At 36.3% G+C, this 24,484-nt stretch carries 24 protein-coding genes and 1 pseudogene; 3 read left to right on the forward strand and 22 right to left on the reverse strand.

The features are described 5' to 3' along the window. Positions 1-34: 34 nt before the first annotated feature. From G7074_RS02085 to G7074_RS26920, 6 genes are all read right to left on the reverse strand, one after another. The gene (locus tag G7074_RS02085) at positions 35-1,639 is read right to left on the reverse strand and encodes a hypothetical protein (protein WP_166206508.1); all 1,605 of its coding nucleotides are present in this window, start codon (positions 1,637-1,639) and stop codon (positions 35-37) included. A 1,487-nt stretch (positions 1,640-3,126) separates the two neighbouring features. Beyond that, positions 3,127-5,781: a Plug and carboxypeptidase regulatory-like domain-containing protein gene (locus G7074_RS02090; RefSeq protein ID WP_166206512.1), complete on the reverse strand. Its 2,655-nt coding sequence runs from the start codon at positions 5,779-5,781 to the stop codon at positions 3,127-3,129. Positions 5,782-5,953: 172 nt separating this feature from the next. Beyond that, positions 5,954-6,706: a GLPGLI family protein gene (locus G7074_RS02095; protein WP_158674135.1), complete on the reverse strand. Its 753-nt coding sequence runs from the start codon at positions 6,704-6,706 to the stop codon at positions 5,954-5,956. 56 nt (positions 6,707-6,762) lie between these two features. Then, positions 6,763-7,026 carry a hypothetical protein gene (locus tag G7074_RS02100; RefSeq protein WP_124562478.1) on the reverse strand — a complete coding sequence of 88 codons (264 nt, stop codon included), beginning with the start codon at positions 7,024-7,026 and terminating at the stop codon, positions 6,763-6,765. A 112-nt stretch (positions 7,027-7,138) separates the two neighbouring features. Next, positions 7,139-7,510: a recombinase family protein gene (locus G7074_RS26915; RefSeq protein ID WP_240916450.1), complete on the reverse strand. Its 372-nt coding sequence runs from the start codon at positions 7,508-7,510 to the stop codon at positions 7,139-7,141. Next, entirely contained in the window at positions 7,461-7,778 is a 318-nt protein-coding gene (locus tag G7074_RS26920; protein ID WP_240916451.1) for a recombinase family protein, read from the reverse strand. The genes G7074_RS26915 and G7074_RS26920 overlap by 50 nt, the downstream gene beginning before the upstream one ends. A gap of 526 nt (positions 7,779-8,304) precedes the next feature. Between G7074_RS26920 and G7074_RS02115 the strand changes: the two genes are divergently transcribed. After that, positions 8,305-9,534 (forward strand): hypothetical protein, encoded by a 1,230-nt coding sequence (locus tag G7074_RS02115; protein ID WP_124562480.1) that lies wholly within the window; start codon positions 8,305-8,307, stop codon positions 9,532-9,534. On the opposite strand, the gene G7074_RS02120 is transcribed toward G7074_RS02115, so the two are convergent. Beyond that, positions 9,512-10,180, reverse strand: coding sequence for a hypothetical protein (locus G7074_RS02120; RefSeq protein ID WP_124562481.1), 669 nt, complete (start codon positions 10,178-10,180; stop codon positions 9,512-9,514). The genes G7074_RS02115 and G7074_RS02120 overlap by 23 nt on opposite strands. A 46-nt stretch (positions 10,181-10,226) precedes the next feature. On the opposite strand from G7074_RS02120, the gene G7074_RS02125 reads away from it, so the two are divergent. Then, positions 10,227-10,688 carry a GtrA family protein gene (locus G7074_RS02125; protein ID WP_166206515.1) on the forward strand — a complete coding sequence of 154 codons (462 nt, stop codon included), beginning with the start codon at positions 10,227-10,229 and terminating at the stop codon, positions 10,686-10,688. Positions 10,689-10,765: 77 nt separating this feature from the next. Then, positions 10,766-13,207: a carboxypeptidase-like regulatory domain-containing protein gene (locus tag G7074_RS02130; protein ID WP_166206518.1), complete on the forward strand. Its 2,442-nt coding sequence runs from the start codon at positions 10,766-10,768 to the stop codon at positions 13,205-13,207. A gap of 196 nt (positions 13,208-13,403) precedes the next feature. Here the strand turns inward: G7074_RS02130 and G7074_RS02135 are convergent, their stop codons facing one another. From G7074_RS02135 to G7074_RS02195, 15 genes and pseudogenes are all read right to left on the reverse strand, one after another. Then, a complete protein-coding gene (locus G7074_RS02135) occupies positions 13,404-13,808 on the reverse strand; it encodes a hypothetical protein (RefSeq protein WP_124562484.1) in 405 nt (134 codons plus the stop codon). Positions 13,809-13,859: 51 nt separating this feature from the next. Continuing rightward, complete coding sequence (locus G7074_RS02140) at positions 13,860-14,519, reverse strand: redoxin domain-containing protein (RefSeq protein ID WP_166206521.1); 660 nt, start codon at positions 14,517-14,519, stop codon at positions 13,860-13,862. Next, complete coding sequence (locus G7074_RS02145) at positions 14,489-15,733, reverse strand: glycosyltransferase family 39 protein (RefSeq protein ID WP_124562486.1); 1,245 nt, start codon at positions 15,731-15,733, stop codon at positions 14,489-14,491. Before G7074_RS02145 ends, G7074_RS02140 begins: the two co-directional genes overlap by 31 nt. Before the next feature lie 61 nt (positions 15,734-15,794). Next, positions 15,795-16,994, reverse strand: coding sequence for a 6-bladed beta-propeller (locus G7074_RS02150; protein WP_124562487.1), 1,200 nt, complete (start codon positions 16,992-16,994; stop codon positions 15,795-15,797). Between the two features lie 93 nt (positions 16,995-17,087). Continuing rightward, positions 17,088-17,417 (reverse strand): DUF2304 domain-containing protein, encoded by a 330-nt coding sequence (locus G7074_RS27810; protein WP_124562488.1) that lies wholly within the window; start codon positions 17,415-17,417, stop codon positions 17,088-17,090. Then, positions 17,417-18,106, reverse strand: coding sequence for a glycosyltransferase family 2 protein (locus tag G7074_RS02160; RefSeq protein WP_124562489.1), 690 nt, complete (start codon positions 18,104-18,106; stop codon positions 17,417-17,419). The genes G7074_RS27810 and G7074_RS02160 overlap by 1 nt, the downstream gene beginning before the upstream one ends. After that, the gene (locus G7074_RS02165; protein WP_166206524.1) at positions 18,103-19,509 is read right to left on the reverse strand and encodes a hypothetical protein; all 1,407 of its coding nucleotides are present in this window, start codon (positions 19,507-19,509) and stop codon (positions 18,103-18,105) included. The genes G7074_RS02160 and G7074_RS02165 overlap by 4 nt, the downstream gene beginning before the upstream one ends. 1,421 nt (positions 19,510-20,930) lie before the next feature. Then, positions 20,931-21,269 carry a hypothetical protein gene (locus G7074_RS02170; protein WP_124562491.1) on the reverse strand — a complete coding sequence of 113 codons (339 nt, stop codon included), beginning with the start codon at positions 21,267-21,269 and terminating at the stop codon, positions 20,931-20,933. Positions 21,270-21,488: 219 nt separating this feature from the next. After that, a complete protein-coding gene (locus G7074_RS27815; protein ID WP_124562492.1) occupies positions 21,489-21,602 on the reverse strand; it encodes a histone H1 in 114 nt (37 codons plus the stop codon). A 43-nt stretch (positions 21,603-21,645) separates the two neighbouring features. Next, positions 21,646-22,707, reverse strand: coding sequence for an ACR3 family arsenite efflux transporter (gene arsB / locus G7074_RS02175; protein ID WP_166206526.1), 1,062 nt, complete (start codon positions 22,705-22,707; stop codon positions 21,646-21,648). A 1-nt stretch (position 22,708) separates the two neighbouring features. Next, positions 22,709-23,128, reverse strand: coding sequence for an arsenate reductase ArsC (locus G7074_RS02180; protein ID WP_124562494.1), 420 nt, complete (start codon positions 23,126-23,128; stop codon positions 22,709-22,711). A gap of 11 nt (positions 23,129-23,139) precedes the next feature. Continuing rightward, a complete protein-coding gene (locus G7074_RS26925; protein WP_370526598.1) occupies positions 23,140-23,493 on the reverse strand; it encodes an N-acetyltransferase family protein in 354 nt (117 codons plus the stop codon). Next, complete coding sequence (locus G7074_RS26930; RefSeq protein ID WP_240916452.1) at positions 23,435-23,611, reverse strand: hypothetical protein; 177 nt, start codon at positions 23,609-23,611, stop codon at positions 23,435-23,437. Before G7074_RS26930 ends, G7074_RS26925 begins: the two co-directional genes overlap by 59 nt. A gap of 10 nt (positions 23,612-23,621) precedes the next feature. Continuing rightward, complete coding sequence (locus G7074_RS02190; RefSeq protein ID WP_124562495.1) at positions 23,622-24,089, reverse strand: DUF6428 family protein; 468 nt, start codon at positions 24,087-24,089, stop codon at positions 23,622-23,624. A gap of 54 nt (positions 24,090-24,143) precedes the next feature. Then, a pseudogene (locus G7074_RS02195) lies at positions 24,144-24,472 on the reverse strand (ArsR/SmtB family transcription factor). Positions 24,473-24,484 lie beyond the last annotated feature (12 nt).

Below are 24,484 nucleotides of genomic sequence, written 5' to 3' on the forward strand. Positions count from 1 at the left end.
ACGAAGTTAAGGTTAAATTTATTTATAATTAATATTAAGGTACATAACATGGGCTACTTCCTGTGCTTGGGGAGTCTGTGCCACTTGGAACTATCCATCCATTTATTGAAGCTAAATGTTGGACATGGAGTATCGCCCCATTTAAAACTAATTGCCCGGCAGCCATAACCTGGGAACTAGGTCCATCCGAAAGGCTAAACCAATAACTACGTGCCTGGTTCTTAAAATTATCTATCTTCGTGGCTGCTCCAAGGGCTAATAATGCTGTTAAGGCACTTGAAGCATTTGAATAAGAGCTCAAGGGAACTGTCAAATTTTCCAAATCGGTTTCTACAGCTGGCCAATACTTTTCTGAAGAACATTTCCATTCACTATAGTGATAATTTTCATGAGCCATAATTGCTGCATTGGTAAACCAAAGGCCCCTGGTGCCATTTGTATAATGCGCTTTCATTTCAGTGACCGCCGCATAGGCCTCGGCTTGATTTACGGGAGGGTTAGCAAATGGATCTCTCATTGATCCGTTTCCTATGGTAATATTTACACCGCCGGTGATACTCTTAACCCTTAATCTCCAAACGGCGTTTGCATTATCGGCACATGCCTCATACTCTACGACAAACGGAGTTTCTACGGTTGTGGATGTTGCAGTGGAACTATTAGTACTACTGTTTGCGGCATTCCAAGTGATGGTAACATTTGTGTTGGGACCACATTCGGTATAGCAATTCGAAATTCCTGTTGTACCGCCAATGCAACCGCAATCACTCACATAAGCAGTTCCTCCCTTAACTCCTGCACAATCTACATTCCCCGTGCCTCCACCAATCGGTTCCTCTGGATATTCAGGATCGGCGGTAATTTCTGATGGATGGAATGAGAATGGATATGGAACAACCTGATAAACACCGGGTGAGCTTGCAATGATCATAAATATTTCCGGATAAAACGCCCCATTAACTACATTCTCTGCAAAATCACAAAGGCACGTTGTTGGTTCAAACATCGTCCCAAGCGGGCATTCATATATGATTGCCGCTAAATAGCTTTGTCCATACATTCCCTGAACAAGTTCCATGAACCCGCTTTCGGTTATCATTGTTTTATCAAATGCTGGCAAAGCGCCCTTGCCCAATTGCATCTGTTTGGATTTTGAACTTAAAACCTTTGCGGCAATACTACTCCCTAGCTTGGTCAATTCCGCTCCATTTAAGTTAAAGCGTAAGGGGTAATATTTTCCCTTTAAATTCATGAACTGCATGATGCTAACCTCACGTCCTCCATTGTCCTTTTTAATAAAAAGTTCGTAAACGGTTTTGGTTTCAGGAATCGTAATTTGTTTTCCGTCTTTTGGCTTAAACTTGCTTAAATCAAAAAGCATAGGCACGCGCACGTTACCAGCGCTATCGATAGTAGCATTGTTCCAATTTATCTCGAAACCCATTTTTTTAATATAGCCATTAGGTCCCTGCAGTGATATCAGGGAATCCACATGGCTCTTGGCATTTAAAATGGTTTGACTGATTGCTAAGGGTGTGTTTTTTTCGAGTTCAAAGCCTCGCTTACAGGAGTTGACAAGTGATGCGATGCCAAGCAATAATACCAGACATAAAAGCCCCTTCATGTTTGTTTTTTTCATGGATTTAATTTGTTTCATTATTGTAAATGAATGCTTCGCATGATGCATCTGCATATAGGGCTAAAACCTACTCTTTGGAAAAATTCCAAATGATTTTTTAAAAAACCTTTTCGCTTATTTTTAGATAATAAGCGGTTTAAGCCTTGCAGAGAAAGATTGAGCATTACGTTAATTTATAAATCCAATATATAAATATTTATTAAGTAATTTTTAAAAAAAATAGTTTAATATTCTTTTAAGGAATTATTATTACTCCTAAAACAGTCATTAAGATCCATTTTAAGAAGTCTTATGCTATAGTAGAAAACATACGGTCTTATCAGTCTATAATTTTACAAATCCTCCTTAATAAATAAGGAGGATTTTATTTACGTTTTTTTAAAAAGTTCGATCAAAAAATGAATGTTCGATAAATGATGTCATTTAGATTTTGAGCTAAGTAGTTTGACCATCTTTTAAAAACAATGTCCTCTACCGCACCACAAGAAATATAATCAATTATAAAACAGATATTTACATAAATTTCAAATCTATTTCTAGCATCAATTTATTTTTCTCTTTGACATTAGTTAACGAAATTATTTTTCTAATATCCTCAATCAAAGTGTGTGTCAACGGCACATGGTGGAGCACCTCACGAGATAAGCCAGTTTTAGCACTGCTTATCTCGTTTTTTTTCCTAAATCACTATTTATCAGATATATTAGCTCAGCTCCTTTATTCAGTCTAGGTGTTCGATAATGCCCGTTTTCATACTCGAGCTTTTCTGGGAACAAAATTCCGATGATTTCTCGCTTAACCTCGATTCCAGCCTCCAGATAAGATGTTCGAGATTTTCCAAGGTGTTCACTAGATTTTCGGCAAGGTTTGCAAATTCTCCTTTCTTTATCGGTTTCGCCGTTTCCTGACGTTCTAAGCGCTCTACCTTGTGTTCGAGTTCAATCTTGTGTGCTCGATATTCCTCTGAGGTAATGGTCCCTTCTATCAAAAGATCTTTGATCCTAAGGAGTTTCTTTTCTGCATATTCCCTCTCGGTTTTCAGCTGACGTTTATGGTCCCCGATGGCCGTGATAGTAGCGTGGTCACCCTAAATATATAAAGAGGCAAATAAAAAACATGAAGAGGGAGATCTACCTGAAAAACAAAGAATTAGGGCAAAAAAAAAAAAAAAAGAACAAAGATCTTCGAAAAAATCTTTGTCCCACTCGGGTCAGTGCCAGTGCGTAATTCGAACCACTTTGTTAATGAATTAATCGAATTAGACGGTTTTTCAAAAATTTCTGAAAAACCAACATCATAACCTAACCTGTGAACTTTATCGATAAAATGTCACTATTCTTTAGTGGTATTTTGCCGTTTAATTTAAGAACTAATAATGTAAGGCCTAATTTTTATATACTTGTTTACTTAGGTATACTGTCACCAATATTGGCAGATATGGATAATGGAAGATTAGTATTTAATATTGAACTTGATATGTAAAGCTATTACAAAATAAACTTAACAGAAAAGAACAAAGTACGTGGCCGAAGTTGATAGTTTTCTAAGCTTGAAGCATAAACATCCAGATACTGCAACGTATAATCTTTATTGTTAAAAGCATTGATCAGTTGGAGGTTAAATGATGTCCTGGAGTTATTTAAGTAGGTAAGTTTAACATCACTCATAAAATATTTCGATTTACCTATGTTACCATTAAAGAACTGATACTCTTGAAAGGTTTCGCAAATAAACTTAGGACTAGGTTTGAAGGCCAGGTTGAGCTTACCGCTTCCATAATAATTTCTGTATTTGCCTGCTGATTGCCCTGCAAAAGTTTTTACATCTACAATCGTAGAAGTGAATAAGAAATTGAAGTTAAAAAACTCAACAGGCTTGCCATCAAAACTCATATTTGCAGTTATACTATTGTTCAGGCCATTTAATAAACTACCGTTCTGGAAAACTGGCTGTTTCAATAAACTGATAACCAAAGATGGTTTTAAAGTGGTTTTTAAGCCGAAAATATATTTACTGGCATCTAATTTCAGGGAATATCTATGGATACTATTAGGCAACATTATTCGCTTCAAGTTGATCACCCCACCCGGACTGATATCATTCTGGGTTATCGAATTAGATTTTGTACCCGAATAATCAAATGATATGGATGCAAAGAAAATCTTTAATGTGTTTTGGTAGCGATAGTATAGCCCGGCATACCTACTTTGGTTAATCACTATAAAAAAATCATTATTTGATAGGGTTCGATAATTTTTTAACACGGAGCCCTGTAATATATCCATCGGTTGTGATGTATTCAGTGAAGAATTATAGTTCAATCCTAATGTATTCTTCCCCTTGAAGGCATAGGTTAGGTTCAGGTTTACCAGCGGCTTGAATATTGAAGTATCGATCCTGTTCCCACGCAGTTTATCTGTTGACCTGATAGTTTCATAAGTTAATGGGAGAGCAGCCTCGAACCTGAATTTATCTGCCATATAAGTGATCCCTGGTGTAATAATTTTCTGTGATTTAACAAAAGAAAGATTGTTTACATACTCAGTATTTATATCTATTGTGTTTAACTTGCTTTCAAATATAGATCTGGCTATATTGTAACCTAAAGTCAGGCTAGGCTTTAGGTTTTTTGTTCCATAGGTTATAGAACCTCTGTTTGTCAGATAATAGCTTTGTTTTTTAATCCGCTGCTGAAGGTTTTCGGATGGGATGGAATTACCTGTGATAAACAAGTTATCACTGATAAAATCGTCTTCTGGATTGTTGGTATATCCGGACTTATTTCTTAAATTGACTATCAATCCCCTACCCAAAAGCTTTATAATGCTTATGGTATTATTTAAATTATTATTACGCTGTTTTGCTAGCTGGAGTAAAGATCCCCTGTCTGTATATAACTTTCCTTCAGCTTTATTGATGTCAAAATCAGTAACCAACTTATTTTGAACATAAACCTGTTCGGAATTCTTTTCGAATTCAAAATTTGTCCTTATGGTATTGAGGCTATTTTGCAAATCCTGGGATTCAAACTGTTTTACAAAACCATTGGGTGAAAAATAGTTATTTTCAAAAGAATATGCTCTTTTATTTTTTTCAGGGACGTACCCAATATTGATACGTAAAACCTGCTTTTCAGCTAAATTTATTAATGTGTTGATGTTAGCAATGCCACTATAATTTGTAAACCATCTTGAAAGGCCAATTTCCGGGGTCACAAGATTTTGGGTGGCATATATCGGTGTAGAAAAAGGGGTATTATTCCTATCCAGATATGCATTTAATGAATGATCTATGAGCTCTTCGCTGTAAACAAGAGCGGTGCTGTTAAATCCTATTCTATTAATGGTCTTAAACTTTTGTTTAAGCAACATGGTATTCGCATTGGCCAAAAAATTATTTTTTGTTCCTACTCCGATCTCTGCCTCGCCGACCAGTCTAAACTTCGCTGTTGTTTTAAGTTTAAGGTTTAAAGCAGGACTTATTGATGGGGCAACATTACGTAAAACTGCTATAGGCTGGTGCCTCTCAAGTATCTGTACCTTCTCAACCATGTCAGCAGGAATTGTATTCTCTGCAAGGTTGTACCTGCCCCCTAATATATCATCACCATCTATGTAGAATTTATTGATGGCCATTCCATTGTAACTGATTTGGCCTTTCGCGTCTATGTCTATGCCGGGTATGTTTTTCAAAACATCTCCAATAACGCGGTTTTGTGCTTTTTTGAAAAAGTCTACGTCATAACTGATCGTATCCCCTTTAGATGAAACCGGCGGAGCCTTGACGTTTACCTCTTTTAAATCTATTGCTTTCACTTTAAGGGTGAAATCTTCCCTTGTTGTTATTTTGAAAATCTTCCGGGTGATACTTTCGAAGTTGAATGCGTAAACGTTTAGGATAAATGGCATTCTATTTTCTATAACTTTTAACTTATAGACTCCTTTACTATCCGTGAATGAATATCCTATGGTATTCCCCAAAGAATCCATCGCCACTACGTTTGCATTTTGAATCACGCCACCCTTTTCAGAGGCTACTTCCCCGGAGATAATTTGTCCCCTTACATTACCCATTGAAATAAACAAGCACATAAAGGCTATACAAAATTTAATGGCAGTATTGACAAAAACCTTTTCTTTCATCGACTTTTCCCATTTTTAGGTTTTGTGATGGGGATTTAATACAATATAGATTTAGAAATCTGGACAATATGAGAAGTGAACGCCTATAGTCTGGGATTTTTTGATTGACGATACTGCCTGTTATCATAAAATGATAAAGATTTGGATCAGGTTACAATCTTTGTTTATTGAATTACTGAACTTTTAGCCCGCTCACAGTTCCTTTTATGTTCATTTGGTTTATAATAAGCTGGGGGTCCTTACGATAAGCTTCCATTGCCCTATCAAAATCGGCTTTTGTTGTTTTTTGGACATCCTTGTCAAACCATACGATCTTGTTGGTTTCATTAGGCTTAGAAACTTTTACGGCTTCCCAGCCCAACGTCTTATCTTCACTTTCAAATTTTAATATCAGTCCTGGAAGTCCTCCGGCATTTGACGGGCCGGTAGGGAAAGGTATGTCTGCGGTAAACCAGGCTAAAAAGTATTTCTGTGAGCGTTCTGAAAACATCTTTGCTTTTGTACAATTGTACCCGGCAATTAGTTGTTTTTCTTTAAGTATTTCCCATTTCAAAGTAGTTTTGTCTTGCTCCCAGTAATAGGGTTTGACAAGCACAGAACCAACAAGGTCCTTTTTTTGTGGATCATAATTTCTTAGGTACTGTTGAATATTCGGCATATTGGACTTGAACTTTAGCTCGGTACCGCCATTATTCTGTTCAATTTTAGACTGTCCGGACTTAGCCTTCGGCTCGGCCCGGTAGAGAGATGAAGTGCTTCCGATCAAAAGTTGTGTGTTTACCTGTGTTTTTGCTGCTGAATGTTGATCAGAAGACGGCAAAGTAAAAATGTAATCCACAACGATTTTGGTTTGGTCATGAACCTGCTGACAAAAACCCAGTATAGGCAAAATAAAAATAAAGGTGGTATATAGTGTTTTTTTCATAATGTTAGATACTCGCATCCGGATTAATATTTGGTTATTTATAAATCGTTTTAAGCCTAAACAAAATATGTTGTAGGGCAGGTATTGTTTTCAATAACAGAATTGATCAGGGCAATTTCATTATCAATCTGCTGCTCTGACATTCCATCTTTAGGTGTATAATCATATCTTGCGACCGTACCACACCAGGATACGGAAGTAACATGGATAACTTGTGCAACAAATCCAGTATTTATGCCTACATTGTTAGCTGTGTTAGTATTTGCATTTGCAATAGCAGATATAGAAATTAGGGAAATAAATAATAATAATTTTTTCATAATTAATTGTTTTACAGACGCGAGTAATCAAAGGAAATGAAAAATAAGAATATAACAAAACCAAACTAATACATTTTTTTATCCAGACGCATATATAATATGATCAAATATGTTATCGTGACGAGTCTTTATAGATATACATAAGTCGATTTACCTCGAATTTTGTTTTTTTTATCCAGTTGGAAAGTGTGGGTTCGGTAACGTTATACCTGACTGCTATAAATTTTTGGGTCGACCCATTAGCCAATAGTGCTTCTATCTCAGGCTGGAAAATATCCAGTTTACTTTTATCCGGACCTCTCGGCCTGCCCAGTTTTATACCAGACTTTTTAACCGCCTCAAGTGCCTCCTTTGTTCGTTTACTAATCAGGTCCCGTTCAATTTCGGCTGCCATCGAAAAGACCATGGCCATAATCTTGCTCAGTATCGAATCATCAAGCTGCCACCCACCTTTCACTGTGTAAATCTTGATACCTTTTTCCACTGCAATAGAAATAATTTCCATACATTCGAGCATACTGCGGCCAAGCCTGGGAAAATTCGCTGAGCAGTATCGTGTCGTCTTTTTTAATATCTTCGAAAATAGAACCAATGTTACGTAACCTCCAGGGTATTTTACCCGAAACTTTTTCTTCAATAAATTCAATCTTACCTAGATCCTTATCATTCGCTAAATGTAAGATATCGGCTTTATTCTTTTCTAGGTTTTGGTCAATGGTAGATACACGCAGATAAGCAATTGTTCTTCTCATTTTAATGAATTAGGTAAAAACCTAAAATTATAATTTTATTTTAATATTTATGAGTGTTTAAGACTTGATATTTATCTAATAAATAGTATATGAACGTTTAAATTATAATTCGTAACTTTCTTATACCGTATTTTATCTATAGATTTTTAAGATATGGAAAAGCTATCTTCACTTGATAAATACCGGCTGATCTATCCGGTACTGGAAAAAGAGGTTTCTGCTAAAGTCATTTCTCAAATAGGGAATATTCCTGTTCGGACATTGCGGAACTGGATCCAATGTTTTAAACTAAATGGCTTACCAGGATTGGATCGTTTGAAAAGAAAAGGAATAGTTCTGGTAAACCACCAGCTCTATCAGTTTTTCCTTAAGTTCCTCAGGATAATCAAATCTTGCAATTGCTTCTTCTTTCATTGAGCGAAAACAGGTGGATACTATTGCTAAATCCCCACTTAGCTAGCAAAAATCTTTCTGCCTTCATTTATTTATGATATTTTAGCGGTATGGCTTCAGCAAAACAATATCAATGAAAAAAGGACTTTTTGCCGTTGCGATACACCTTCTGCTTGTAAGCCTGACATTGGTGTTGGTGTTTATACTCAAACTGGATACATTTGAAAATTTTCCGTCCGGTCTCTTAAATTGGGATGCCTACTGGTACCAGTCAATAGCTGAGAAAGGATACGTTTATTTAGCAAATAGAACCTGTAATTTAGCTTTTTTTCCACTTTTTCCTGCCTTTTGGAAATTGTTCGGCGTAGGGTTGGTAGGGATTAGTATAATTAACTTATTTGTCTTTATAGGTGCTTTTGTAGCCTTGGTTAGATTTCTTAACTTATCAAAGCATCAAATTTTTTTGTTGCTAAGTACTGGCTCTTTCATTTTTTTTGCATTACCCTATTCAGAGGCATTGTTCTTTCTATCAGGATTTTTATTGATTTATGGTTACGATGGGGAAAACTCTTTAGTTAAAAACAGCGGTTTTTTTATCATTTCCCTTACGCGTGCGGTGACTACAATTTTTATCCCTTTGATCATCTTTACTGAACTGATGACAAACCATGGCACAGTTAAGAATAAACTGATGGCAATATTGAAGAGTGTATTTGCTGCGCTTTGTGGTATGGTGTTATCAGCATATTTACAGTACATACAAACAGGAAAGTTTTTGTACTTTTTGGGTGTGCAAAAATATTGGAAAAGGAATTTCATCTGGCCTCGTCTCCCTTTCACCACTTATATAGCAGATGAAATCATTTTTTTGGATGCTATTGCTTTGGTAATTGGGTTAATTGCCATATATATTGCCACCAAGTATTTTATTGTCAAAATTATAGTACCAAAAGAAAAAATAGATTTACCTAAATCGTTGGTTTTTAGTTTAGGCTATATCAGTATAGTTACTCTAATTGATGTCTTCTTTACTTTTTATGATATGAAAAGTGGAACAAACATTTGGAGTATCAACAGACATGTTTTATGCACCCCATTTTATATTGTTTTGATGAATTACCTATTTAGAATCAACTACAATAAATCTGATTTAACCGCATTTTTTTTGGCAATCTGTTTGGTGTTTTTTTTTACGGATCTCACCAATTATTTTGCAATGAGCTGTTTTTACCTCTTATTTTTCTTTCAACTCACCTTTTTAAAATTGGAAAAACACAAGACTTTTATGCCATTGTATCTCCTAACCATTTGCCTACAGGTTTTTTTGTATGTTCAGTTTATTAATGGCGGTTGGGTGGGATAAATACACGATTTTGATCTGGTGAAAATTTATCTAAATACCTAATTGTTAGCGTAGGCGAATCTTCAAAAGGAACCAATATTTTTGAAATTTTAAGAGTACTATCTATCTGAAAAAAATAAGGAAGCCCTTTACCTTCCAAAGGAATATTAAAACTTTGATAGATGCTTTGTAAATAGTAAATTTTTATTTCTTTAGATAACTTCAAAATTGTTTTTTTATGAGGTGCCCTGTCCAGTATTAGTAAAATATTCTTTTTGTTTTTCAATGGGTTTAATAACGAAAAAAAGTGGCTTAGTCGATATTTGTCACCTAAGCCAGCTCTTAATACAACACAATTTCCCTTAGAGGAGATTAGCTTAGCAAATGAAATTTGTTGGTTATTGCTATCATTTAGCAAAATGTTACGATCTAACACTTTACCATCTGATGTGACAATAAGGTTTTTGTAAATATTCAAAAAATTGGCTTCTTCATCAGCAGTAGTTGTATTTTTAAACGGCAAACTACCTGGGCCATAATCCCTGTTTTTGTTTTCCTTGAATAAAATGTATATTGCATATAGAGAAACGCAAACAAAAAAAATGCCGATTAAATTGATGTAATTGGACTTAATTTTATCCTGATGTGGTTTAACAAAGTTGAACATATTTCGATTTTTTAAAGATGGGTTGCTTCTGGCTAATGTAGTTAATATGGATAAAATCATTTCAAAAACACTAGATATTTTTTTTCCTCTATTTAAAAAAGTAATGACCAAAGAGGTTTACCGATTTTTGGCAGTAGGCGGAGTCTGCTTTTTTTTAAATTTCTGTATTTTTCACAGTTCGTACTTCTTTTTGTATAAAGACAACTTTCACCCTGTTAAGCCTCATACGCTTGCCCTGCTTTCCTCGCTTTCGATTACCATTTTTGTTGGTTATTTTTTAAATAGAAGTTATGTTTTCGTCACAAAGGAGGCGAATGAACAACGACAGTTTTTCCGTTATTTCTTGACTACGATATTAAATGTATTGATTTCTATTTACCTGCTCGATTTCTTAATCATAGCTAAAATAAATGTCACCATCGCATTTATTTTGAATGTTGTTATCGTACAAACCATAAATTTTTTCGTTCAAAAGAACTTTTCTTTTAAAACAGCAAAAATTTCCTAAATAATTGTTAACCTCTATTGGTAAACATACTACTGCCCGTTATGAACAAACCTATCCTTAAGAAGGTAATTTTCTTTTTGCTGTTTTTTAATGCATTTTATTCACACGCCCAAAAAGCAATGAATGCTGATAGTCTGTTAAAAAACCTAGACCGTTATGTAGCTGCCCACCCCCAAGAAAAAGTGCATCTTCATTTCGATAAGCCATTTTATGCCAGTGGCGATGACATCTGGTTCAAAGCCTATGTCCTGGATGCTACCACGTTGCAGCCTAGCACTAACAGCGGCACTTTATATGTGGAACTGTTCGATGCACAGCACATCATCCTACAAAAAAGAACCCTACCAATGGTCAACGGTATCTCTTGGGGCGATTTTAAACTGACAGATAGTTTGGCCACGGGCCAATACTGCATAAGGGCGTACACCCAACTGATGCGGAACATGGGCGCAGACTTCTTCTTCGAAAAAACATTCGCGATTGCCAGCCGGATAAAGACTCAGAAAACCGAAGTGGTTAAACAACCGCCAGCAGCCAAGGATGTTTTGACATTGGCAAACGAAAAACCAGCGACAGATGTACAATTTGTGCCAGAGGGTGGAAACCTAGTAGCCGGCCTGCCAAGCAAGATTGGCTATAAAGCCATAGGCCCCAATGGCTTGGGTGTAGAAGTGAGCGGTGTAATATTGGATAGGGACAACAACGAAGTAACTACCTTGGGCAAGAGCTATCTAGGTATGGGGAGTTTCCTGTTCACGCCCGAAGCGAATATGGATTACCGTGCCCAACTTAAATTGCCCAATGGTGCGGTAAAATTATATCCCATGCCCAAAGTACTACCAAGTGGTTATGGGGTGATGATCAACAATGTCGATACAGCAAATCTAAAAATAAAGGTACTGATCAGTGCCGATTTGTTGGGCAAGGGCGATTTGTTTCTGTTAGGCCAACAGAACGGTAACGTAGCTTTCAGCCTCCCAATTGCCAGCGATAGCCAACTGAAAGTGTTGAACATTGCCAAAGACAAATTGCCAGCGGGAGTAATGCAGTTTACGCTATTTGCAGATCAGCAACCTGTTTGCGAACGTATAACTTTTATACACCCAAATCAAAAAGAAAAACTGACCCTGATGGTAAACGGGCTGAAGGAAAGTTACAAAACTAGAGAAGCGACCACATTAAACTTGGGTGTAACCAATAATGGGCAGCCAGTGCAGGGTTCTTTTTCCGTTTCGGTAACCAATACCAATGTTATAAAACCCGATACTGTAACCGGAGACAATATACTGACAACCATGTTGTTGTCGGCAGATTTACGTGGACATATAGAAAAAGCCAACCATTATTTGGAAAATGATGATGCAGAAACAAGAGTAAAGTTGGATAACCTACTACTTATCCAAGGCTGGAGGAAAATAAATTGGAAAAAATTGGATAGTTTAAGCGAGCCAAAGTTTCCTGCAGAAAAGGCAATCAGGATTAGCGGCACGGTGACCAAAAAGAATCAGCCTTTGGCCAAAGTGAAGGTGATTTTGTTAAGGACAGGTCAACTGGACATAGACGAGACCGAAACTGACGGTCAGGGTCATTTTGCTTTTAATAAGATGTTTGTGGACACGGCAAAGTTTGTGGTGCGGGCTAAAGTAGCAAGCGGACAGTCTTTCGTAGCAGTGAAGTTGGATAATATAGCTCCGCAATTGTTTACCGAAAAAGCACAAACTACCGATACCCTTTTCGAAAGTAGTTTGAGGGCAGGTATGCATACATACCTGAACCAAACCGAAAATTTTTACCAACAACAATTGAAATCGACACAGAAAAAAGACGGCATCATGCTTAAAGAAGTAAACATAACTCAAAGACGGGCCTTTTACTTTCCAAATGGTCAACCTGTGAATACTGGCAATATAGTACAAACAATATTACCAAAGGACTTAAAAGGCTACGAAGACATTACTGACTATCTGGGGAATCATGTCAGTGGTGGGGCATATTTAAAAAATAGTGAACGTGGCGTTCTCAGGGCTTATTTTATGTTGGGAACAAATGGAGGAACACCACCTTTCATTGAAGTTGAATTGGGTACGGTAGTTAATGACACTTATATGGATGAAAATTTTGACCTCTCAAGATTACCTGTCAATCAAATAGAGAGAATAGATAATTATATAAGTAGAGCTCCACTTACTGCATATATGGTAATTTACATGAAAGATAAAACCATTACTTATGAAAACTACAGAAAAGATACGCCACCAGGAATGTTGACTATTACTAAATTGGGCTATTCGGTTAACCGAGAATTTTATTCTCCCAAGTATGAGGTAAAAAACAACAAACAAGAACCAGATTTGCGTACCACCCTATATTGGAATCCAAATTTGAGCCCAGATAAAAATGGTAATATCAAAATAGATTATTTAAATGCAAATCAAGTAGGCAAACATCAAATTTTATTAGAAGGAATGGACAGTACCGGAAAGCTGTTTCATCAAGTAATACTTTATGGCTTGAAATAATTATTTGATTATCGCCAAGACGTTCTACTATTCTGATGAAAGCAATAATGGAGTTTTGGAGTAACTTGTAAGAGAAAACTTTGATTTTATGGAGCTGAATAAAATAGACGGTTTAAAAACCATATGTATAAGTTAATCCTGCAATTTGGTCGCCTCCCTAATTCCGCCTTGCAGGATTGAAATTTTGTAGCTATTATTAATAAAGGGTATCTGTGTCAGTATCTGTATCCGTATCTGGTAACGGTTTACTTGTATCCACACCTTCAGGGCAGTTGACACTGCTTACATACTGTTGTTGGCAAGTCCCACTCCCTCCCTTATAAACACATTGATTTAGTGAAACGACTGCATTAGATGAGTGCTCTTGATAAAAAGCATTCCCATGTTCATCAAACTCAACGGTGTACCATACACAGGTTCCGCAGTTCTGAACTGTGGAACTCGCAAGTTGTGTTCCATACTGTGTTTGTACTGAAACTACACACTCTGAATTGAGAGAGGTATTCGTTTGTGCCGATACCTTTTTAGGCATCAGTACTATGTTCATTACGAACGCCAAGGCAATAGCAATGAAACCAATTAAACGGATTTTTTTAATCATAATAATTATTTTAAGATTTATGAAAGGTGGGGAGGTTACATGTTAACAATTTCATTGTGTAATAAAGTTGAGGTATTCGCTTATTTGTTTAGGATGCTCTTTAAATGGTATGAAGATCCGAGAAGTGATACCTTGAGGGCTTACTGTAAATAGGAAAGGTATGCCCATATGTTCCAATGGGAGATTTAACCCTTTTTTTTCATCAAGTAATGAATAAATTGGCAGTTTTGAGGTAGAGTGTTTGGCCTTGGTCAAAAAGTCATTGTCAGAATAAGAATCTGTGATAATCAGTATCTGTGTGCCAGTATTTTTTAGTTGATTGATTACCTTGGTCACTGCGCCTATGCATAGGTCACAGTCATTCCACGAATACCTAAAAATTACGGTCTTTTTTTTGCTGATTAAATCTCTTAAAGAAATCTTCTTAAAAGAAGTATCTTGAACTTTGACATTCAAACCAATTAGCTTATTTTCATTATATAATACCAATTTTACATAATTATCGTAGAACATAGTCCGGTTATCCGCAATTTGACCTTTAGTAATTGCAGCATTTTTATCCTTGCAAATTTCTACTATGGGAGGACTAGCTACACCTTTCTTTAGGGCTAAATAGCATAAAGAAATAGTAACAAGCACTGAGAATATGAGGGTAAATAGTCGAGAAGGTGAGTTTAGGTTCATAAAGAGTGAATTGTATTTTTGATCCATTGTAGGGTGAGTTGGTTGCTATAGCAAGCTAAAAATCCAATATAGAGTAGTGTCAATGAAAATAAGATGTTTCTGTATTTTCGATTAGTTACCAAATTATTAACTACGTAAATAATAGCAAATATTAAAAAAAATGAAGGGAGATACATATATCTATCAGCCACAATAGCAGGTCGTGTAAGAGGAACAATCTGTATACATAGAGAAAGTTCAATCAACGCGGCAGCGATGCAAAAAATAACTAACCAATTGAGTTTGATTTTTTGTTTATAGAGAAAAGAAAAACAAATAGCTAGAAAGATAATTGAATAAGCATAATAAATAGCAGGAAGTGCTTCTCCTGCTTTCATCGGAAATGGATAATGATAATGAAGCCCTATTGGGGCAATCAAATTAAATAAATAGAAAAACAAGCAATAAAATGCTAAAAAAAATCGCTGATGAAAAGGGTATCTAGACATTTTAGAGATCTCAACGCCATTCGCTCTAATTGTAATTAAACAAAAAACAAGGGTAGCCAAGCAAAATACACAAATAAACCAGAGCAACTTAGGATTAAATTTAATATGCTCGTCATGATGTTTGATTGAAATCCACAGCGCAAAAAGTAATACAGGCGTAGTAACAGCTTGTTCTTTTGATAAAAAAGAAAGTAAGAAAAATAGAAAAGTTAGAAGGTAGTTCTTAATACTGTTTTGTTCAATGGCATTAATAAATGTTAGGATAGAGGCGAGAGTGAAAAAGGAGAATAACAATACTTTGGATGCGGCAATCCAGGTTACAGATTCTACATTTAAGGGATGTATCGCCCAAATCATCGCACAGAGAAATGGGGTATATAAATTTTCAGGTTGTTTAAATAATGCTAAGAGTTTTTTGCTTAACACCAGGATCAAAATAGAATTTGTGATATGCAGCAAAAGTGAAAATAAATGATAATAATAAGGGTCGAACTGATTGATTCTAAAAATAAGGTTATCACAGAGGGTATTAAAAGGAGAATACTGATTGCGGTTATAACTTATGATTAATGTTTTCCAGTAGCTGAAATCCATTGGGCTATTACTTACTAATGGGTTGTGTAATAATTGCCAATGATCATCTGCAGAAGCAAAGCCGAGCATATGTACGGGAGAAAATGTAACCGTTACAACAAGTAATATTATCAAAAAAGGAAAAATAGTTTCTAATCTAATTGGCGCTGCTAATTTCATTGGAAGTTGGCTTGGTGTTAATGGTTTAATTAATCAATTTGAATAGCTGGAGTGAGCATACTTATTTCATTTGAAACTTGGTTAGGATTGGATTAGATAAAGCATTGGAATGATTGACAAAATCTTTTAGATTTTCATTATCTGCAATGTTATCATAACCTAATTTCATTAAAATATCTAGCAGAAATTTCGCACTGTAAGTGCCATAAAAGCTAGTGCCGTCTGAAGCTATAATCTGAAACTCCGTAATCGGTAATTTGCAGGTAGTGCGGTCGTAGTATATACTACGTAGATTAATCGCTTTTTTTGTCTTTAAATTACATAAAGAAGTGAAATATAAATTATCCATAGATTGGATGTTAATGGATAGAAAATGGTTATCTATTCCATAAACATTAGATATATTCCAAATTAATTCTTTGTTCTTTTGTGTCAAAAATACTCTCCTTTTATCCAATAGGCTTTTGTCTTCTAAAAAATCATCGGGCAATTGATATGTTTTAGGCATGTTAATGTGATAAGCAGTAAATGTTAGCTTATCGTCAATTTCGTAAAAAGATGAAATACCCGGCATGGCATAGAAAAGATTATCTCCTGAACTAAAAAAAGATTCCATAGGGTCGAATAAATCTCTCTCGCCTATGGCTTGCGGGTCGTAGCTGAAAATAGATTTGATAGGCTGTCCTTGTTTATCGTAGATTGAAAGACGTTTAAACTTTTCTCCTGAATTATTATCATGATAAAATCCATTATAGAACAAAGTCAAACCTTTGGTTTTTTTGAAGTAAACAAAATGTTGGGGATAATGTTCTTCTCCAGTTCTTTTCCCATTTAAATCGAAGACTTGTAAGCTCTCGTTCCTGTTGTCGTAATCGAATAGGTAAACTCTATCACCTTGAATATCAAAATTACCTATCCTCATTTTCTGCGTAGGCGTAGACACGATTTTATGGTGGTAGATGCCATTTTTTAGAAAAAAATAAATAGCATTAGAAGATCTGTCTAGAATTGCATAATAATTCTCGGTAGTTAACATTTTATCTATTTTGCCAATCCTACATTCGTCTAAAGTTTGTAGCGGTACAAATTCAACATTTTTAAAAATATCCTTAGCGTATTTTGGAGTTTTATCCTCTGGATTTAGTGATATATTTATTTCATTTGAGGCAATGTTTTCTGTGGTGGCTTTTTTGTTGTTTTCACAAGCAGAAAAGATTAAAAAACCTAATAAAAGATTTAAAAAAGGATTTTTTTTAGACATGAGGCTTTAACGTAATAAGATGAAAGTTCTGATATGAGAAATTGGTTTTGATTTTTATTAAAAGAAATGGTTTAATGAGTTTTTTTGATTTAACTACTCCCCTCCTTTTTTAAAATTATTAATCGCTATATTTCTTATGATTTTGGTATTCGCTTGCTCAAGCTTTCGTATTTTAAGGTAGAGCTTAATGACCATGAAGGTTAAAAAAATAAAACCAAAGTAAAACAACATATCTACCCCTCTATGTACCCCCAAAAAAAGAGCAATCACGGTAGTCTGTTCAGGTTGGTAGATAAAATAGACACAACCGATCGTGAAAAAGAAAAGCAACGATTTTTTAAATAAGTTTAGTTTCAGTCGCTCGAAGATTAAGACCGCCAGGCCTAAAATGCAAAAGCTGAGTATGATTTGTATGGTTGTCATCAGTTGAAAATTTTTGCTAAGATCAAATCGCCAATAATATTAAAAGAATTTAGGGCATGTTGCCCTTTTTGTTTGGAGTAGGCTGTGTAAACAATTTGTACAGGAAATTCTCCATAGTTTAATTTCAGTCGTTTAGTTTCAGCAAGTATTTCTGTAGCGTGCGCCATTCGATTTTGGTTAAGCTGAATAGCACTGGCTGCTTGGTGGTTCAGAATACGTAAACCATTATGGGCATCACTCAACCATAAACCTGTGGAAAGATAGTTGAAGATTCTGGCAAGTTGGAGTAGCTTTCTTTTGATAGCGCTCATATTGATTGCTCTTTCACCCAAAAAACGGGAACCCAGAAGAATGTCAAGTTTTGATTTTTGAATTGCTGTAACCATTAAAGGCAAATCTCGTGCCTGGTGTTGTCCGTCTGCGTCAAAAGTGATATAATAATCGAATTTTAACCGGAGGCTATAAAGCAGCCCTGTTTTAATCGCAGCACCTTGCCCCAGGTTATCAAGGTGCCTTAAATAAGCAATAGGAAGTGTGTTAATTTGCGATAGGATATCATCAGTAGATCCATCATCCACAACTACCACTTGATAACCTAAGGGCAACAAGCTTTCAACCACTGTTGAAATTTTTGCCACCTCATTAAAAGTTGGAATAATTACACAAACTGAAGGGGTATTTTCTGTCATGATTTGAGCGCAAGGATTTTATAAACAGTAAAATCCCAATTATCGAAAACGATAGTGAATTTTTTTGAAAAATCGGGCTTAAAGAAAAAAGGAGCAGTGGGGGCAAATTGAAAGGGGGTAGTCGAATGCTTGTGAATGACCAAATAGTTGCCTAGTTGCTGTATTTCCTCCCAATTTCTAAAAATCATCGCCGATTTTCTTTCAGTAAACAAAGACATTGCACGTGGCCTGAAGAAAATAATCACGTCATTTGGCTTCGTATATTTTTTGACGTAGGCAAACATCTCTTGCGCATTTGGCTTAAAAGGTCCTTCGATAGGGGGTCTCTTTCTATTCTCAATTAAGTTAGTGTCGCCGAAAAACAGGATACAACTAAGCATAGCTATCGTTATACCTGTATATAAATAAGGTTTTAACGAGTAAAGCTGATAGCAAAGCGCAATGCCCTGACAAATGAAATAGCAAATGAAAGGAAAAAAAACAAGCAGATAACGACTCTCCTTAAACGGCCATAACAGGTAAACGATGGTGATACACAATAAATATATGGAGGCATGGATATCTTTAATAAATCTATAAATGAAGCCCCAGAAAAATAAAATGGATAACAAATAGAAAACGAAAACATAATTTTCTGTTCCCAAAAACAATTGTGACTTTTCTATATAGAAATGAAATGCATTATTGATAGAATGAATAGAAATTAAGTTTGAATTATGGAGATGTGTTAAAAAGCCATTGGGCAACCAACAAAGACCAATGCAGTATAAGGTGATGATAGAAAGGAAAGGTGTGGAGAGCCAACTGATTAATATTTTAAATTTTAATTCTTTTCGATGGAGGACGTACCATCTGACTTGCGAAGCAAATAAAGCAGCTATTAAAATAATGCCTTCTGTTCTGATTAAAAAACTAAAATAAATAACAAGACCAAGTAATATTCCCTTAAGGTAAGTAAACGTGGAAGGTTGATATTTTTGGATACAATAAAGAGAAAAAGTAGAAAAGAAAAGATAGGGTATTTCTGTGAGAATGGTGTTTAAATGATTATTATAATTTGGATGAATACAGAGGAAAAGCAGCAATAACAATGAAAGCTCTTTTTTGATATTGAGAGAAGAAAAAAGATAGAAAATGCTTAAAAAAGCCAACCAAAAAAAATATTCAAATACTTTAAAAGCAACAATATTAAGCCCGAATATTTGATATACAGGGGCGAGTAGGATGGGCCAACCCCATGGGGCTAAGAGCGGACTGAAATTGTGTATACTAGAATAATTGATGCTGAACTTGTTAGCATCAATCACTTCTTTTGTAGATCCTGTAGCTAAAGATTTTGCCTGTGCTAGATAAAGCGCAAAATCATCACCCCAATTGTGCCCTGTCTGGAATAAGTGGAGCAAAAAAAAGCACTAACCAAAAAAACAAGTATAAAGGGCAAAAAAAACTTGAAGTTAGCTTTAAACATGTGGTTGGGTAAATTAGTTCAAATTACAATAAGCATTTAAGATTTATTACAATTGGCGGTTCCGACACAGTTCTTGGTACACCCTCCAGTTATTTTAAAGCCCTTAATTGTATAATAAAAACTGTCGTAGATGCACTCAATGGTTACATCAGTTTTTTCAAGCGGACGTACAATTAACATATCAGACTGCTTTGTGATTACACAACCTGATTAGTCCACCTGTGACATTTACCCTAAAAATATCTGATTCGCCGTCAAGTTCGACCGATGCTATTTTTTTTTCATGAATAATTAAATAGGATTCATCAGTAGGAATGGGCCTTATGCAATGATAATCCGGTGTACAGAATGTATAGGGATTGTTTGAATAAATTTTCATTTTTGAGAAATTAATTTAAATATTACCAAATTTAACCAAATGGTATTTTCTTTTATATTTTTTCTCAACGCAAACGATTGTTCTTTATGATAAAACACTTTTAAATAGATATGTTTATCAAACAATCACTGCGAAAGTTAAAAAGATGCTATTATTTTGAATGTTAAGGGCCAATTATAACAATATTTAATCCCAGGAAGTTATTATGACAAAATACAGGGGTAAACCACACTATTTATCCGATGTATACTAAATTAAAAACTTTGTTTTCAGAATGTTGTGTAGTAAAAATTTATTGCACAAACGTTTGATTTACAGTATCGAATTCGTGGATGCCTAAAATGTCCAAAATGCCATCGATCTTTAAGCGGCAGTAAAAACATTTCACCTACTATCATTGCACATCATCATGTGGTATTCGCCTCCGTTCAGAAAAAGTAAATGAAGCTTTTACTCTAGAGCTTTTAGTTATTTACCGAGAAAGGGATATGAGGAAATATTTGTTGAAACGATTGCAGATGCTTACCAAAATCAGGTTGGTTCAATCCTGGATGAACGAAAATCATATTCTAAGCAAATACAAGACCTGTCCCGTCCTGAATTTACTTGTCGTTGATAGTTGCTATAAATTAATAGCTAATCTGCATGACTTTCTTTCCAAAAAACAAGTAGCAGTGAGGCTTATTTCGAAATCTTCAAATCCGAAATTCTCTTCAAATCCTCAATAAAAAAGTTCGTTAAAGGTCTTGTTACGAGCACCTCACGAGACAAATCAGATTTAAAGCTGTTTGTCTCGTTTTTATTTCACATAACTCATTATTAATCATACACATTAGCTCTAAACCTTCGTTCAGTCGAGGTGTTCGATACCCATAAGGAAAATATGTTAATTTTTCCTGGAAAATTGCTGCTATAATTTCGCGTTTTAACTTAATATTCGCCTCAAAATATGCCTTGTCGATATTTAAAAGGGTGTTCTATAAATTTTTGATTAGGTTGTCAATGTTTTCTTGTTTTTTATCATATGAATTGAGACTTTTCTTTAGGGTATAGATCTTTTCTTCCAACTGTTTTTTAATCACACCATAATCCTCCGGCGAAATCTGATCGTTAATTAAAAGCTCTCTAATTTTATCGATCTTTGTATTGAGCGAATTAATATCGATTTTCGTAATCCTTTTCCGCACTCCGCCTCCTTTCATTGTTGATTCGTAATTCTCCCTAATGGTTGCCTCGTACAATTCCAACATGCCCTCAATTAGTTTAAGATTAGCCAGGCCTAACTCGAAAGCCTTATTTGCTTTAACTGCATTCACCCTAAACCGGCATGGAGAAATACGAGCGAAACAAGATAAACACTCTTGAGTCCAATTAAGTGGGGATTTAAGGAAAAATGGCCACTCGTTTCGTTTTCAAACTTACGCCTGATTTCGGAGCAAAGTGGTCGTTTAATGACTATTTTTTATTGATTGATCGATAAAAAAAATCCCGGCCGGTGGCCGGGACCCTGATACTTTCCCAAAACAGCGATGTCTTTACTTTGCGCTATTTTTCTTTTCTGTTACTTCAACTCTAATTTCCTGAGCCAAAACTTTTAAGTCTGGCATTGCTTTACGTAAGTGGCTGTTGCACAACTCAGAAATAACCATAAAAGATAGATTAGAATGCGGCAACTTAACATTGCCGCATTTTTTATTTATAGTATTTCCTGCGAAACCAGAATGCGAGGTTAACGAGTGCTATTAATGCAGGAACTTCTACGAGTGGACCGATCACTCCTGTAAATGCCTGTCCGGAGTTAATCCCAAACACACCAATAGCGACAGCAATGGCCAGTTCGAAGTTGTTTCCCGTTGCTGTAAAGGCAATTGATGTACTCCGTGAATAATCTGCACCGAAGTATTTGCCCGCAAAAAAGCTGACCACGAACATAATCGAGAAGTAGATCACAAGTGGTAACGCAATACGAACGACATCCAAAGGAATCTGAACGATCAGGTTTCCCTTTAGACTGAACATAATTACGATGGTGAAAAGCAAGGCGATCAAGGTAATCGGCGATATCATTGGTACAAACTTATTTTCGAAATAAAGCTCTCCTTTAAGCTTGATCAAAACGAACCTTGAGATAATGCCCATTGCAAATGGAAGACCAAGGTAGATGCTGACACTTTTGGCAATTTCACCGATGGTAATGTTCACCTCCAGACCTTTTAGCCCAAAATAAGGTGGCAATACGGTAATGAAAACATAGGCAAAAACACTATACAACAATACCTGAAAGATACTGTTGAGCGCTATCAGTCCTGCGGCATATTCGCGGTTTCCCTCAGCCAGCTCATTCCACACCACGACCATGGCAATACAGCGGGCAAGTCCAATCAGGATGAGGCCAACCATATATTCGGGATAATCCCTTAAGAAAGTTATTGCCAAAAAGAACATGAGAAGCGGGCCGATGACCCAGTTCAGCACCAGTGAAACGGTCAGGACTTTCGTATCCTTGAACACTTCCCCCATCTTTTCATATCTCACTTTTGCAAGTGGCGGATACATCATCAAGATCAGTCCAATGGCAAGTGGTATGTTCGTTGTTCCACTTGAAAAGGAATTGATCAAGTTCGATGATGATGGAACAAAATAGCCTATGGCTACGCCAATAGCCATCGCCAGGAATATCCAAAGCGTTAGATAACGGTCAAGAAATCCCAGTTTTTTACGCTCTACCACAGGCGCACAATTGTTTGCAGACATCTTAGCGTTTTAAGTTCTCGTTAACAAAGTTCTGTGCGTATTTGCGGATCATCTCCCTTACTTCACGGAACTGTTCCATCACTTCTTCTTCGGTGCCCTTAGCTTTTGCGGGATCTGGAAAGTTATAATGGAACTTTACCGCACTGGTCGGAAAATAAGGGCAGCTTTCCTTTGCATTATCGCAAACGGTGATCACGTAGTCGAAATCGATATCCATGTATTCATCGATGTTGTTTGAGGTATGTCCGGAAATGTCTATACCATCTCTCTTCATTATCTCGATGGCCTTTGGATTTACCCCATGGGTTTCTATTCCCGCACTGTATACTTCTGCTTTATCTCCAGCAAAATGTCTTAAATAGCCTTCTGCAAGCTGGCTCCTGCAACTGTTCCCCGTGCATAGCACTAATATCTTCTTCATAAATTTTATCGTTAAATGATTGTTTTACTTCTTCTTTCCAGCAGTACGATGTCCCTCCAAACTCCGTTCTGCTTTCCAATTTTCTCCCTAATGCCAAGTGTTCTAAAGCCTACCTTTTCATGGATGCATCGGCTACCGATGTTCTCAGGAAATATACCTGTCTGTAATGTCCATATTCCTGCTACCTCATTCAAGGCAACAAGTTCTTCCAAAAGTGCAAGCCCAATGCCCTTGCCAGATTGTTCAGGATCAACATATACGCTGACTCTGCTACACCAGCATATACGCAACGTGAAGAGACTGGCGTCAGTGCTGCCCCCCAGATACGTTTCCGTTTTCTTCGGCAACGATCCTGCAACTGCCAAGGTATGAGCTGTCCCATTCTTCCCAAGATGGGAAAGTGGCGTTGCCCGTGGCTATGCCTTTTTCATAGATTGATTTCACAAAACCCCAGTTCGATGGCAATAGATTTCTTATTTCCATAACAAACGGATTAACAGCAACCTCCACCAGGTGTACAACTGTTCACGGCACCTGCCAGATTAACCATTCCTTTTTTTTGTGTTTCTTCAACTCCACAGGCTTCCCTAGCAAGGCAAGCGGTCTGTTTGGCAAGTAACAGAAAGTTCGTTCCATCAAAACCAAGGTCGTATTTGCCAATGGTTCCAGATTGGTATTCCACTTCGATCTCCAGGTCTTCCATTCCAAGAATTTTCTCCGAGAGCGAAATGATGTTCAACAATTTACCCGCTTTCAAACGGTGCTCGTAGTCATCTGCATCCCATAACTGGAAGTTTGCCACCTTTTCATGACGCACCTTGCCACCACAATCGATAAAGTCCTTGGTTATGATACCAACTTCGGTAACATGGAAATGTTCTGGTACGGTTTCCCCGTTTTCTACTTGGAAATTAACTGCTTCAGCTGTAGCCAAGATGGTTTTGATTTCTGATAGTTTCATATTAATACTATATAGTAATATTGCAATTTTACGATCGAAATGGGTAAAAAAAGGTCAACAGCAGACCGTTTCACCTTTATATGAGCCTAGAAACCCGCCCAATTGTTCTTCGAGTATCTTCCAAGTTTTTGGATTGATGCAGTAACAAACACTTACCCCTCGATTGTACCCTGTATGATCTTTGCAGTCTTCAGTTCTTTCAAGTGCTGGGAAATGGTTGCTTGTGCCAATCCAAGCTCCCCAACCAAGTCCCCGCAAATGCAGGTATTGGAAATAATGATCCGTTGAAGGATGGCAATGCGGGCAGGATGTGCAATTGCTTTTAAAAGCGTTGCAAGTTGGTTCTGCTCCTCGGTGAATATTTCTGTTTTGGTAAGTCCCATAATTTTACATCG

The organism is Pedobacter sp. HDW13, assembly GCF_011303555.1.
Lineage (GTDB): Bacteria > Bacteroidota > Bacteroidia > Sphingobacteriales > Sphingobacteriaceae > Pedobacter.

What these genes read in the sequence shown, in the direction of transcription:
- G7074_RS02095 (WP_158674135.1), bottom strand. Translation starts at nt 6,706, where the DNA reads ATGAAAAAAACACTATATACCACCTTTATTTTTATTTTGCCTATACTG.
- G7074_RS27810 (WP_124562488.1), bottom strand. Translation starts at nt 17,417, where the DNA reads ATGACAACCATACAAATCATACTCAGCTTTTGCATTTTAGGCCTGGCG.
- G7074_RS02180 (WP_124562494.1), bottom strand. Translation starts at nt 23,128, where the DNA reads ATGAAGAAGATATTAGTGCTATGCACGGGGAACAGTTGCAGGAGCCAG.
- G7074_RS27815 (WP_124562492.1), bottom strand. Translation starts at nt 21,602, where the DNA reads ATGGTTATTTCTGAGTTGTGCAACAGCCACTTACGTAAAGCAATGCCA.
- G7074_RS02125 (WP_166206515.1), top strand. Translation starts at nt 10,227, where the DNA reads ATGGATAAAATCATTTCAAAAACACTAGATATTTTTTTTCCTCTATTT.
- G7074_RS02190 (WP_124562495.1), bottom strand. Translation starts at nt 24,089, where the DNA reads ATGAAACTATCAGAAATCAAAACCATCTTGGCTACAGCTGAAGCAGTT.
- G7074_RS02145 (WP_124562486.1), bottom strand. Translation starts at nt 15,733, where the DNA reads ATGAAATTAGCAGCGCCAATTAGATTAGAAACTATTTTTCCTTTTTTG.
- G7074_RS26920 (WP_240916451.1), bottom strand. Translation starts at nt 7,778, where the DNA reads ATGAGAAGAACAATTGCTTATCTGCGTGTATCTACCATTGACCAAAAC.
- G7074_RS02140 (WP_166206521.1), bottom strand. Translation starts at nt 14,519, where the DNA reads ATGGATCAAAAATACAATTCACTCTTTATGAACCTAAACTCACCTTCT.
- G7074_RS02150 (WP_124562487.1), bottom strand. Translation starts at nt 16,994, where the DNA reads ATGTCTAAAAAAAATCCTTTTTTAAATCTTTTATTAGGTTTTTTAATC.
- G7074_RS26930 (WP_240916452.1), bottom strand. Translation starts at nt 23,611, where the DNA reads ATGGAAATAAGAAATCTATTGCCATCGAACTGGGGTTTTGTGAAATCA.
- G7074_RS02160 (WP_124562489.1), bottom strand. Translation starts at nt 18,106, where the DNA reads ATGACAGAAAATACCCCTTCAGTTTGTGTAATTATTCCAACTTTTAAT.
- G7074_RS02135 (WP_124562484.1), bottom strand. Translation starts at nt 13,808, where the DNA reads ATGATTAAAAAAATCCGTTTAATTGGTTTCATTGCTATTGCCTTGGCG.
- G7074_RS02085 (WP_166206508.1), bottom strand. Translation starts at nt 1,639, where the DNA reads ATGAAAAAAACAAACATGAAGGGGCTTTTATGTCTGGTATTATTGCTT.
- G7074_RS02090 (WP_166206512.1), bottom strand. Translation starts at nt 5,781, where the DNA reads ATGAAAGAAAAGGTTTTTGTCAATACTGCCATTAAATTTTGTATAGCC.
- G7074_RS02100 (WP_124562478.1), bottom strand. Translation starts at nt 7,026, where the DNA reads ATGAAAAAATTATTATTATTTATTTCCCTAATTTCTATATCTGCTATT.
- G7074_RS02120 (WP_124562481.1), bottom strand. Translation starts at nt 10,180, where the DNA reads ATGTTCAACTTTGTTAAACCACATCAGGATAAAATTAAGTCCAATTAC.
- G7074_RS02115 (WP_124562480.1), top strand. Translation starts at nt 8,305, where the DNA reads ATGAAAAAAGGACTTTTTGCCGTTGCGATACACCTTCTGCTTGTAAGC.
- arsB (WP_166206526.1), bottom strand. Translation starts at nt 22,707, where the DNA reads ATGTCTGCAAACAATTGTGCGCCTGTGGTAGAGCGTAAAAAACTGGGA.